The organism is Pedobacter indicus (assembly GCF_003449035.1).
Lineage (GTDB): Bacteria > Bacteroidota > Bacteroidia > Sphingobacteriales > Sphingobacteriaceae > Albibacterium > Albibacterium indicum.
On sequence record NZ_QRGB01000001.1, the window covers coordinates 1,323,427 to 1,336,028 of the forward strand.

The 12,602-nt window shown below is 40.2% G+C and carries 10 protein-coding genes; 7 read left to right on the plus strand and 3 right to left on the minus strand.

Annotated features, from left to right (window positions below):
- Positions 1 to 34: 34 nt before the first annotated feature.
- From D3P12_RS05995 to D3P12_RS15315, 3 genes are all read right to left on the minus strand, one after another.
- The gene (locus tag D3P12_RS05995) at positions 35 to 1,531 is read right to left on the minus strand and encodes an amino acid permease (RefSeq protein ID WP_118194128.1); all 1,497 of its coding nucleotides are present in this window, start codon (positions 1,529 to 1,531) and stop codon (positions 35 to 37) included.
- Positions 1,532 to 1,667: 136 nt separating this feature from the next.
- Entirely contained in the window at positions 1,668 to 3,881 is a 2,214-nt protein-coding gene (locus tag D3P12_RS06000; protein ID WP_118194129.1) for a sodium-translocating pyrophosphatase, read from the minus strand.
- Positions 3,882 to 4,326: 445 nt separating this feature from the next.
- Positions 4,327 to 4,488: a hypothetical protein gene (locus D3P12_RS15315; protein ID WP_157970264.1), complete on the minus strand. Its 162-nt coding sequence runs from the start codon at positions 4,486 to 4,488 to the stop codon at positions 4,327 to 4,329.
- 169 nt (positions 4,489 to 4,657) lie between these two features.
- Between D3P12_RS15315 and rpsL the strand changes: the two genes are divergently transcribed.
- From rpsL to ggt, 7 genes are all read left to right on the plus strand, one after another.
- Positions 4,658 to 5,053, plus strand: a complete 396-nt coding sequence (gene rpsL / locus D3P12_RS06010) for a 30S ribosomal protein S12 (RefSeq protein WP_118194131.1) — start codon at positions 4,658 to 4,660, stop codon at positions 5,051 to 5,053.
- 22 nt (positions 5,054 to 5,075) lie between these two features.
- Positions 5,076 to 5,543, plus strand: a complete 468-nt coding sequence (gene rpsG, locus D3P12_RS06015) for a 30S ribosomal protein S7 (protein WP_118194132.1) — start codon at positions 5,076 to 5,078, stop codon at positions 5,541 to 5,543.
- A 104-nt stretch (positions 5,544 to 5,647) separates the two neighbouring features.
- Positions 5,648 to 7,756 (plus strand): elongation factor G, encoded by a 2,109-nt coding sequence (gene fusA, locus D3P12_RS06020; protein WP_118194133.1) that lies wholly within the window; start codon positions 5,648 to 5,650, stop codon positions 7,754 to 7,756.
- 63 nt (positions 7,757 to 7,819) lie between these two features.
- Positions 7,820 to 8,125, plus strand: coding sequence for a 30S ribosomal protein S10 (gene rpsJ / locus D3P12_RS06025; RefSeq protein ID WP_002993539.1), 306 nt, complete (start codon positions 7,820 to 7,822; stop codon positions 8,123 to 8,125).
- Between the two features lie 165 nt (positions 8,126 to 8,290).
- On the plus strand, positions 8,291 to 9,670 hold the full coding sequence (mgtE, locus tag D3P12_RS06030) for a magnesium transporter (RefSeq protein ID WP_118194134.1): 1,380 nt from the start codon (positions 8,291 to 8,293) through the stop codon (positions 9,668 to 9,670).
- Between the two features lie 102 nt (positions 9,671 to 9,772).
- Entirely contained in the window at positions 9,773 to 10,780 is a 1,008-nt protein-coding gene (locus D3P12_RS06035; protein ID WP_118194135.1) for an NAD(P)H-dependent glycerol-3-phosphate dehydrogenase, read from the plus strand.
- A gap of 34 nt (positions 10,781 to 10,814) precedes the next feature.
- Positions 10,815 to 12,593, plus strand: a complete 1,779-nt coding sequence (gene ggt, locus D3P12_RS06040; protein ID WP_245977402.1) for a gamma-glutamyltransferase — start codon at positions 10,815 to 10,817, stop codon at positions 12,591 to 12,593.
- Positions 12,594 to 12,602 lie beyond the last annotated feature (9 nt).

The following is a 12,602-nucleotide window of genomic DNA, read 5'->3' on the forward strand; positions in this document are numbered from 1 at the left end:
ATTGTTTCCATTCGTAAGCAATACGAAAGTTTTTTTAAATATTGCCGTTTCGGATTTTGCTGTGTTTCTTCCCATAAATTAAATAAATAATGATACCAATGGTCATCCATATTCCAAGCCTTTCCCAACTTTCGATTGGTAGCGACCCCATCAATAATACACACACAATTACTCCCAAGATTGGTATCACCGGAACAAAAGGTGTTCTAAACGGCCGATAGGCGTTTGGATCTGTCTTTCTCAATATAACGATACCGATACATACTAAAGAGAAGGCAAATAATGCTCCAATACTTACCATATGTCCGAGATCCGAGATTGGAACAAAACCTGCAAAACCACTTACAAATATCATAAATATTAAATTAGTTTTCCAAGGCGTTTGTTTCTTCGATAAATCGGAAAAAAGTTTTGGTAGCAGCCCGTCTTTGCTCATACTGTAAAATACACGACTTTGACCTAAAAGCATGACGAGGATTACGGATGTGTAGCCAGTCAAGATCGCGATCATCAAAAACTGATTTAAGAACGTGTACCCTGTTACAGCGAAAGCTGTTGTTACCGGACTCGCGTCGTTTTCGAATTCGGTGTAATTCGCCAAGCCAGTCATGACGAAGGAAAAGAAGAAATATATAACAGTACATACAATGAGAGATCCAATAATACCAATCGGCATGTCTTTTTGGGGATTTTTCGCTTCCTGCGCAGCCGTACTAACGGCATCAAAACCAATAAACGCAAAAAACACAACACCAGCACCGCGCATAATACCTGTAATTCCATATTCACCAAAATACCCCTCTTTAAAGAAATCAAATAAACCTATTTGTCCTGATTTTAAAAGCTCTTCCCCAGTGTTTGTAGGAATAAAGGGAGTATGGTTTGCTGAATCCATAAAAGACCAACCCAGGCAAATAAAAATAAGGACCACTGCCAGCTTGATGACCACCAACATGTTGTTTACAAATGAAGATTCAGCTGTTCCTCTGATTAATAGGAGTGATAGCAAACAGACTATTACTACTGCCGGAAGATTTATAATTCCAGTTTCAGTGAGCCCTGTTGCCGTTTCGTAGGTTTCCCATGGGCCATGCAAGAGAAACTGTGGAATGTTCAAGCCAAAGCCTCCGAGGAACTGACTGAAGTATTGTGACCAGCTTACAGCGACTGTTGCGGCACTTAAGGCATATTCAAGTACTAGATCCCACCCGATAATCCATGCAATCCACTCACCCATAGTAGCGTAGGCGTATGTATAAGCGCTACCAGCGACCGGTATCATTGATGCAAATTCTGCGTAACACAATCCGGCCAGACCGCAAACTAATGCAGCTAAGATATACGATATCGTGACTGCCGGTCCTGCATTTTCTGCCGCAACAATTCCTGTGAGTGAAAATAAACCGGCACCGATGATCGCGCCGACACCCAAAGCAACTAAATGATAGCTTGTTAATGTTCGTTTGAGAGTTCCTTCTCCCATTTCTTTTGCTTCATCTACAAGTAGTGATATTGATTTTTTAAATAACATGCTTTTCGAATAGTTTCTCTTTTCGGTTTATGTAGAATATGAGATCAAACGTACAAATTTTTGATTAAAAACATAAAAAGCGACTAGGTTTTTCCTAAGTCGCTTTTTATGTTTTTCTTAAAAAAAGAGAGAACGTTTAATTCAATTTTTCGAATTGGTTGATTTCCGTATTTGTAATTACAACCTCTATCGGCTCAGAAACTTTATTATGGAGGGCCTTTGCTTCGCTATGGTTTCCTTCATTGATGTGCGGAGCTATGATCAACGAAACGATAGACATAAGTTTGATTAATATATTCATAGATGGACCCGATGTGTCTTTAAAAGGATCACCAACGGTGTCTCCGGTAACTGATGCCTTATGAGGTTCAGAGTTTTTGTAATGAACTTGCCCGTCGATTTCAACTCCCTTTTCAAATGATTTCTTGGCATTATCCCAGGCACCACCGGCATTATTTTGGAATATTCCCATTAGCACACCCGATACAGTAACACCTGCTAAAAGTCCTCCAAGTACTTCTGGTCCGAATATAAATCCTATAATAACCGGAACAAGAATCGCGATTGCACCAGGTAACATCATTTCTTTGAGCGAAGCATTTGTAGAGATCGCAACACATTTTTGATATTCCGGCTTCGCTTTATATTCCATTATTCCTGGAATTTCTTTGAACTGTCTTCTAACTTCTTTAACCATCTCCATGGCGGCACGGCCCACGGCCGAAATACATAATGATGAAAATATAAATGGAATCATACCTCCGACAAAGAGGCCAGCTAAGACTTCTGCTTTGTAAATATCAATTTGATCAATACCAGCAAGCCCAACAAATGCTGCAAATAATGCAAGCGAAGTCAGCGCTGCAGATGCAATGGCGAACCCTTTACCTGTGGCGGCGGTTGTGTTGCCTACTGCATCCAGATTGTCCGTGCGGTCCCGCACTTCATCGGGGAGTTGGCTCATCTCTGCAATACCTCCCGCGTTATCTGCAACAGGGCCAAATGCATCTATTGCTAGCTGCATCGCTGTTGTAGCCATCATTCCTGCTGCAGCTATCGCAACACCATAAAAACCGGCAAAGTGATATGAGCCATAAATCCCACCAGCAAGAACCAAAATAGGGATAACCGTAGATTCCATCCCTATAGCGAGACCACCTATAATATTGGTGGCATGACCGGTTGACGATTGTTTAATAATTGACAAAACTGGTCGTTTACCCATTGAAGTAAAGTATTCGGTTACATAACTCATTAGAGCGCCTACAATTAGCCCCACCATAATGGAAAGGAAAACATCTGTATTGCTAAATTCATAGCCTCTTAATACCATTGTTTCTGGCATGATCCATTTGACAGCAAAGAAAGACGCGATTGCTGTTAGGATAATGGAAGCCCAGTTGCCGAGGTTGAGGGCATTTTGAACGTTACTGGTTTCGTTTTTGATTTTTACAAGAGATGTAGAAATAATGGAAAAAAGCAGCCCCAGTCCAGCGATAACCATTGGCAGTAAGATAGGCGCTATGCCGTCAAAGCTATCGTTAGAAATAATTTCTCGTCCCAAAACCATGGTTGCTAACAAGGTTGCGACAAACGAACCAAAAAGGTCAGCACCCATGCCGGCAACATCACCAACGTTGTCACCGACATTGTCGGCGATTGTTGCGGGGTTACGAACGTCATCTTCTGGAATCCCAGCTTCAACTTTACCTACCAAGTCTGCACCTACATCGGCGGCTTTTGTGTAAATACCACCACCTACACGTGCAAAAAGAGCGATCGATTCGGCACCCAATGAAAAACCAGCCAATACCTCGAGAGCCTTTTCCATTTCTAATCCATTGACTGAACCTCCGGTATTAATAACGTATAACTGGTAAAAAACAATGAATAAACTTCCTAATCCTAGAATGGCCAATCCTACGACCCCGATTCCCATGACACTTCCAGCAGTAAAAGAAACTTTTAAGGCTTTTGCGAGACTCGTGCGTGCAGCTTGCGTGGTACGAACATTGGCTTTTGTTGCTATATTCATGCCGATATAACCCGCAAGAGCCGAAGTAAAAGCACCTATAACAAATGAAATAGCGATGACCCAACTTGAAGTCTCAACGAGTGTTCCAGAGTAACCTAGAATAATTGCCGCAATAATAACAAAATAGGAAAGGACTTTCCATTCAGCTTTCAGAAAAGCCATCGCGCCATCCGCTATGTAACCTGCCAAGGTGCGCATATTTTCGTCGCCTGCTTCCTGTTTTGAGACCCATGCGCTTTTCGTGATCATCACAATAAGGCCAATTATGCCAACTAGTGGTATGGCATAGATTAGATTGTTCTGTAAAAATTCCATTATTAGTAAGTTAAAATCTAGGTAAATATAGCTCGTTATTCGTCAACGAGAAAACCAAAAATAAGATGGTTATTCTAATAATCAAATTTATTTTAAACTATTTATAGACTTTAAGTCAGTTTTATTTATCCTATTCCTAGTCATAATGAAGGTGAAATCGGCAAAGTACCCCAGTTCCTTTCCTGTCCTCCCCATAAATACCGAAAATCAGGGGGCGCATAGGGGACTCATAGGAGAGAGACAGGGGTGGCACATCGAACGAAACTTGGACAAAGGATGCTCCGAAGCGATGCTCGTTTACATGGTGTTTTGTTTAAATTCCCTCGAGACCTTGTTCGGATTCATAGGTGAACTTTTACTGAATTATTTGCTGATTTATCCCTGTTTTCGTTGATTTATACGGGAACAATAGGGAATTAATAGATAATTAATTGCTAAATACCCTTTACAAGGGTCTTACCAAGGTGCCCGAAGGTGATTTTTGTTTTTCATCTTTTTTGCGTTGATCTTGTACATGCTCATCGTCCGTTCTATCGTTCTGCACTTTGATAAGCGGACTCATGGTGAAGAAATCTTTGATAAAGGCAAACTGGTTGGTTTGAAACAAATTGAACGATTAAATTTTCTTTGCGTAAAATTGAAATCAAGTACTATTTAAAATGCACGACGAATTAGTTTAATACTTTTTAATAATAAATACTTGATATATAAAGGGATTTGCTATATCTTTGCAATCCTAAAAAGTAAATAGGAATAAATAAATTAAAAAACACTAAATGCCTACTATTCAACAACTAGTAAGAAAAGGTAGAGTAGCTTTGGTTGACAAGAGTAAGTCGCCAGCATTGGACAGCTGTCCACAGCGAAGAGGTGTATGTACTCGTGTGTACACCACTACCCCTAAAAAGCCAAACTCGGCTATGCGTAAAGTTGCACGTGTACGTTTGACAAATGGAAAAGAAGTAAACGCTTATATTCCAGGAGAAGGACACAATTTGCAAGAACACTCAATTGTATTAATTCGCGGTGGTCGTGTGAAAGACCTTCCTGGAGTACGTTATCATATTGTTCGTGGTGCTTTAGATACTTCCGGTGTTGCTGGTCGTAACCAACGTCGTTCTAAGTACGGAACAAAGCGTCCTAAACCAGGGCAAGCAGCAGCAAAAAAATAATTAAATTTAGGAGAAATTAGAGATGAGAAAGTCAAAACCAAAAAAACGAATCATTTTGCCTGATCCAAAATTTAATGATGCTCAGGTAACTCGTTTTGTGAATAATATGATGTACGATGGAAAGAAATCTATCGCTTATTCAATATTTTATGATGCTGTTCAATTAGTAGAAGAAAAAACTAGTGAGAACGGTTTAGAAGCTTGGAGAAAAGCTTTAAATAATGTTATGCCATCTGTAGAAGTGAAATCCCGTCGTGTTGGTGGGGCAAACTTCCAAGTTCCTACAGAAGTACGTCCTGAGCGTAAAATTGCTTTGGGTATGAAATGGTTAATAAACTACGCACGTAAAAGAGGTGAAAAAACCATGCATGAAAAATTAGCGGGAGAAATTATCTCTGCTTCTAAAGGTGAAGGTGCAGCAGTTAAGAAAAAAGAAGACGTACATAAAATGGCTGAAGCCAATAAGGCATTCTCGCATTTCAGATTCTAATCTTAACACTTTATGTTCGATATTATCACACCGACAGTTTTTTCTTCAAAGGAATGAAATTGTCGGTGTGTTATTTTTGATACAAAAAACGAAAAAAATAGATCATGTCAAGAGACTTAAAATTCACTAGAAATATTGGTATCGCTGCTCACATTGATGCCGGTAAAACGACAACTACTGAGCGTATTCTTTTCTATTCTGGGGTTAACCATAAACTAGGAGAGACACACGAAGGTTCAGCGACTACCGACTGGATGGCGCAAGAGCAGGAGCGTGGAATTACGATTACCTCAGCGGCTGTAACCGTGGGCTGGAAATACAGAAACAATCAATATCATATTAATATTATAGACACGCCGGGGCACGTTGACTTTACCGTAGAGGTAAATCGATCTCTTCGTGTTTTAGATGGGTTGGTATTCTTATTTTCTGCTGTTGATGGCGTTGAACCTCAATCGGAAACTAACTGGCGCTTAGCAAATAATTACAATGTTCCTCGGATTGGTTTTGTTAATAAAATGGATCGCTCCGGAGCTGACTTTTTGAAAGTTGTTGGTCAAGTTCGCGAAATGCTGGGAAGCCATGCGGTTCCTTTACAATTACCAATTGGGTCGGAAGATACGTTCAAAGGTGTTGTCGATCTGATCAATAACCGTGGTATAATTTGGAACGAAGAAGATAAAGGAATGACCTTTACTGAGGTTCCGATTCCAGATGAGTTATTGGAAGAAACAGCAGTTTGGAGAGAAAAACTTTTAGAAGCTGTTGCTGATTATGATGAAACCTTAATGGAAAAATTCTTTGATGATCCTGATTCAATCACTGAACGGGAAATCTTAGATGCTCTTCGTGCAGCGACACTTGACGCAAAGATTGTACCGATGGTATGCGGTTCTTCTTTTAAAAATAAGGGTGTTCAGACTATGTTGGATTATGTGATGGAGTTGCTTCCTTCACCCCTGGATGTTGAGGCTATTGAAGGAATTAACCCTAAAACTGAAGCTCCAGTATCTCGCAAACCTGATGTTAAAGAACCTTTTTCTGCATTGGCATTTAAGATTGCAACTGATCCATTTGTTGGTCGTCTTTGCTTCATCCGTGTATATTCTGGTAATCTAGATGCTGGTTCATATGTGTATAATACGCGTTCGGATAATAAAGAGCGTATTTCTCGTATTTTCCAAATGCACGCTAATAAGCAAAATGCTATTCCTAATGTTGGAGCTGGAGATATCGCTGCAGTTGTAGGATTTAAAGATATTAAAACTGGAGATACTCTTTGTGATGAAAAACATCCGATTGTATTAGAGTCCATGGACTTCCCTGATCCAGTAATCGGTTTGGCCATTGAACCAAAAACTCAAGCTGATGTTGATAAGTTAGGTATGGCTCTTGCAAAATTAGCTGAAGAAGACCCAACTTTCCAAGTGAAGAGTGATGATGATACTGGTCAGACAGTTATTTCTGGAATGGGGGAACTGCACTTAGATGTATTAATAGATCGCTTAAAACGCGAGTTTAAAGTTGAAATTAATCAAGGTGCTCCTCAGGTAGCTTACAAAGAGGCTATCACGGGAACAGTTCAACATCGGGAGACTTATAAGAAACAAACTGGCGGTCGTGGTAAATTTGCTGATATTCAGGTTGTAGTGTCTCCAATTGATGAGGGTAAAACCGGATTGCAGTTTGAAAATGAAATCGTCGGAGGTGCTATTCCACGTGAATACATTCCTTCAGTACAAAAAGGTTTTGAGTCTTCAATGGTGAATGGTGTGCTAGCAGGTTTCCCTGTGAGCGATATGAAAGTGCGTTTAATAGACGGGTCGTTCCACCCTGTGGATTCAGACTCATTGTCTTTTGAAATCGCTGCTCGTGCAGCCTTCCGTGCCGCTCTTCCAAAATGTTCTCCTGTTTTGATGGAACCCATCATGAAAATTGAAGTTCTAACCCCAGAAGAGAACATGGGTGATGTAATGGGTGATTTAAATCGTCGTCGTGGACAATTGCAAGGTATGGACAGTCGTAATGGAGTTCAAGTGATTAAAGCTCTTGTACCGCTTTCAGAAATGTTTGGGTATGTAACTCAGTTACGTACGATCACGTCTGGTCGCGCAACGTCAACAATGGAATTTGATCACTATGAAGCTGCACCGCGAAACGTTCAAGAGGAAGTTGTCGCTAAGTCGAAAGGTAAAGTATCTTCCGAAGATTAATATAGAATACTAACTGCTGACTGTTACAAATTGCTCTAACAGTCGGTACAAAAAACAAAAATAATGAGCCAAAGAATTAGAATTAAATTAAAATCGTACGACTACAACTTGGTTGATAAGTCTGCTGAAAAAATTGTCAAAACTGTTAAACCTACTGGCGCTGTGGTAAGTGGACCTATCCCTTTGCCAACAGAGAAAAAGATTTACACGGTTTTACGTTCACCGCACGTAAATAAGAAAGCGCGCGAGCAATTTCAATTATGTGCTTATAAAAGACTGTTAGATATTTACAGTTCAAATTCAAAAACTGTAGATGCTTTGATGAAACTTGAGTTACCAAGTGGAGTGGAAGTAGAGATCAAAGTTTAAATACAAACGATTTTATAAAAAAAGGCCAGAGTAATTCTACTTTGGCCTTTTTTTATGCATAATATTTGTTAAAAAATCAATGCGTTTTTCGTTGTTCTGCTTTAAAAACGCGACTTTTGTGCGAGTTTAATTCTCATAATTATGTAACGCTCTAAATTACTTCTTATGGATGAGATGGAAATGTTAGCAGATCAAGTCAAATTGCTACTTGCTGAAGGAGATCCTGTTAAACTGAATGAATATTTAGATAATCTAAACATTTCTGATGTCGAGGGTTTAATAGATGAACTTCCTGAGTACGCTGATATCTTTATTTCAACCTTAAGTATAAATCGAGCAGTTAATGTTTTTAGGATCTTAGACTTTCCGACTCAGGAAAGAATCGTAAAGAAGCTATCGGGTCCGAAGATAGCTGAACTAATAAATGAATTACCACCTGATGATAGAACTTCATTTTTTAGTGAGTTGCATGGCGACGCAGTAAAGAAACTAATCATCCTGTTGCCTCCGGCGGATCGGAAAGAAGCGTTGTCACTATTAGGCTATCCGGAAGAGAGTGTTGGCCGTCTGATGACACCAGATTACATAACTGTAAAAGAGGAGTGGAGTGTTGCAAAGGTCCTTGAACATATCAGGAAATACGGAAAAAATTCAGAAACAATTGATGTTATTTACGTTATAGATGATAAAGGTGTTTTATTGGATGATATCAGAATTCGTGAAATCTTATTGGTCAAACCTGATGTACTGATCAGTGATTTGATGGATAATCGTTTAATTTCGCTCAGAGCTAATGACCCACAGGAAGAGGCTATCAATGTTTTCAGAATGAACAATCGTGTAGCGTTACCGGTGACAGATGATCAGCAGATTATGTTAGGTATTGTTACAGTTGATGATATTCTTTGGGTGGCGAATGAAGAATATACGGAAGATATGCAGCGAATAGGGGGTACCCAGGCATTAGACGAGCCTTATATGGATATGTCTATCATCAATCTCGTGAAGAAGCGTGCCGGGTGGCTGGTGTTACTCTTTTTTGGTCAGCTCTTTACGGCGTCGGTGATGGGACATTATGAGGCTCAGTTGGCTGGAGCACTAATACTCGCTGTTTTTATTCCGCTAATTATGTCCAGCGGTGGGAATAGTGGTTCTCAAGCCTCCACGCTGATTATTCAATCAATGGCTATGAGTGATGTAACCTTGAATGATTGGTGGAACGTTATGAAACGGGAAATTATTTCAGGGCTAATGCTAGGACTAATACTTGGGTCACTCGGTTTTTTGCGTATTTATGTTCAACATGCTGCTTTCGGAGATATGGGGGAACATTGGTTTCTTATAGCAATTGTCGTTAGCTTGTCACTTATTGGCGTTGTTACATGGGGGTCGTTGATAGGTTCTATGTTGCCTTTTATCCTAAGGCGCTTTGGTGCAGACCCCGCTACGTCATCAACCCCATTTGTGGCTACTTTAGTTGACGTAACAGGGTTGATTTTGTATTTCTCCATTGCATCTTACATCTTGGAAGGGCTTCTTTTTTAATTAAATTGCTAACAAGGATACTTTGTTTGTTGCTCCCATTTTGCTTGTTGCTTCGATAAAGATTAACTTCGTGGATTAAGAGTAATGTTTCTATTGTTCTGTATGGAGTTAAATGAAAATAAAGTAGCGGTAATAGGTGGCGGAAGCTGGGCAACGGCTATTGTGAAAATGTTGATAGATAATCGTAAGTCGAAAAGTCTATACTGGTGGATGCGAAATGAGGATACTATTAAATCGATTATAGAAGAAGGGAGAAACCCCAATTACCTTAGCGCTGTCGAAGTGACTGTCGATCCTAACAATATAAGTACGGATATTAACTATATTATTCAACAAGCAACTATTGTCATTCTCTGCGTTCCCGCGGCTTTTCTCAATGAAACCTTAAGTTCCGTGAAGGCTGAAGAACTAGAAAACAAGATTATTGTTTCGGCGATAAAGGGGATTGTTCCTGAAACGAATCAAATCATTGGAGAGTTTCTGCAAGTTGAGTATAATGTTCCTGTTAATAACATAGCCGTTATTAGTGGACCCTGTCATGCAGAAGAGGTGTCTCAAAAGAAATTATCTTATTTGACACTAGCTTCGCAAGCGCCGGAGACTGCGAGCTTGATCGCGTCGTTACTTTCGACGAACTATATAAATACAATACTTTCAGACGATGTTTACGGGGTAGAATATGCCGCGGTATTGAAAAATATTTATGCCATTGCCAGCGGGATCTGCCATGGAGTTGGATTTGGAGATAATTTTCAAGCAGTTTTGATATCAAATGCTATCCGGGAAATGGCCTCTTTCCTTAAAGTTGTTCACCCGATAGAACGGGACATAGAAGAGTCGGCTTATTTAGGCGATTTGTTGGTTACGGCTTACTCTCAATTTAGCAGAAATCGTACATTTGGGAATATGATAGGTAAAGGATATACGGTCCGCTCTGCTCAACTGGAGATGAACATGGTCGCAGAGGGATATTACGCCAGCAAGTGCGTTCATCAAATTAGTAAACGCTATGACTTGGACTTGCCGATTTGTCGTATGGTTTACTCAATTCTTTATGAAAAACATTCTTCAGTAATGGAAGCCCGATTATTAGCGGGATTATTAACCTAAGTAGAAATAAATAAAATATTCAAAAATTACCTCAATGAAACAACACTTTAATATTCGCATTCCTGTCACCTTGCTTGTCGTTACTTTTATGGTATTCAGCAGCGGTTGCAAAATCTTTCAGAAGAAACCATCGACTGATACAACAACACCGCAAACGCAGGTTGAAAAAAATGGCGAGTTGCGTGATGAAATTAAAGATGAAAAGGGTTATCGAAATGGAATGGTGGTATCCGCTCATCCGGTTGCTTCTGAGGTGGGAGTGGCTATATTAAAGAAAGGAGGTAATGCGGTCGATGCAGCTGTTGCAGTCCAGTTTGCTTTGGCTGTCGTGTATCCGAATGCCGGAAACCTAGGAGGTGGAGGTTTTTTAGTATATCGTTCAGCAAGAGGAGAAGTAGCTAGTTTAGATTTTCGGGAGAAAGCACCTGGCGAGGCATTCCGCGATATGTATCTTGACATGCACGGTGAGCCAATTGTTGATTTATCATTAAGAAGTCAGTTGGCATCTGGAGTGCCGGGTTCCGTTGATGGAATGGTAAAGGCACATCAAAAATATGGGAAACTTTCTTGGAAAGAGCTGCTTCAACCATCAGTTGATTTGGCTAGAAAGGGGTTTGCTCTCACAGCTATGCAAGCTCGAGAAATTAATTCGAGGAGAGAAAGCTTTTTAAAATACAATCCTGAAGGAACCGTATTTACGTCAAAGCAAAATTGGTCAGAAGGCGACAACTTCCTCCAACCTGAATTGGCTCACACGCTTGAGCTAATCAGAGATCAAGGTAGAAAAGGTTTTTATGAAGGTGAGACCGCTGATAAAATAGTAGCTGAAATGAAAAGTGGGAATGGTATCATCAGTTTACAAGACTTAAAAGACTATGAAGCTCAGTGGCGTAAGCCCGTAATAGGCTCCTACCGAGGATATAAGGTAATCTCAATGCCTCCGCCGTCGAGCGGTGGAATAGCTTTATTGCAGATGCTTCACAGTGTAGAAGCATTTCCGCTTGGTCGCTGGGGTTTTCAGAGTGATTCAACCGTACAGGTAATGATTGAAGCTGAAAGACGGGTTTACGCAGATCGTGCTGAGCATTTAGGCGATCCTGATTTCTATCAAGTTCCTCAAAATCAATTGATAAATTTAAAATACAATGCTATTCGTATGAGTGATATGAACTTCGATCAAGCTACTCCGAGTGCCGCAATACATGCGGGTAGTGTCGGAGCTGTAGCTGAAAGTGAAGAAACCACTCATTTTTCAATTGTTGACAAAGAAGGGAATGCGGTTTCGTTGACAACAACTCTAAATGGTTCCTATGGGTCACAGGTTGTTGTAAAAGGTGCGGGATTCTTATTGAATAATGAAATGGATGATTTTTCAGTTAAGCCAGGTGCGCCTAATATGTTTGGTTTAATCGGTGGAAAAGCCAACAGTATAGAACCAGGGAAGAGAATGCTAAGTTCTATGACACCGACTATTCTAGAAAAAGATGGAAAATTATTTATGGTTGTCGGAACTCCAGGAGGTTCAACTATTATGACTTCAGTATTTCAAACAATCTTGAATGTCATTGATTGGAATATGGGTATGCAGCAAGCCGTTGATGCGCCACGTTTTCATCATCAATGGTTACCAGACCATGTAGATGCCGAAGCAGCTTCGTTCACACCTGAGTTGAGAAGCAGATTGAGTCAAAAAGGTTATAATATAAAAGAACGCGGTGCTATCGGCCGAGTAGACGCTATTTTGGTTTCTGAGAGTGGGGTCTTGACAGGCGGTGCAGACCAACGGGGGGATGATAAAGCTGTCGGATATTAGAGCCTTGAG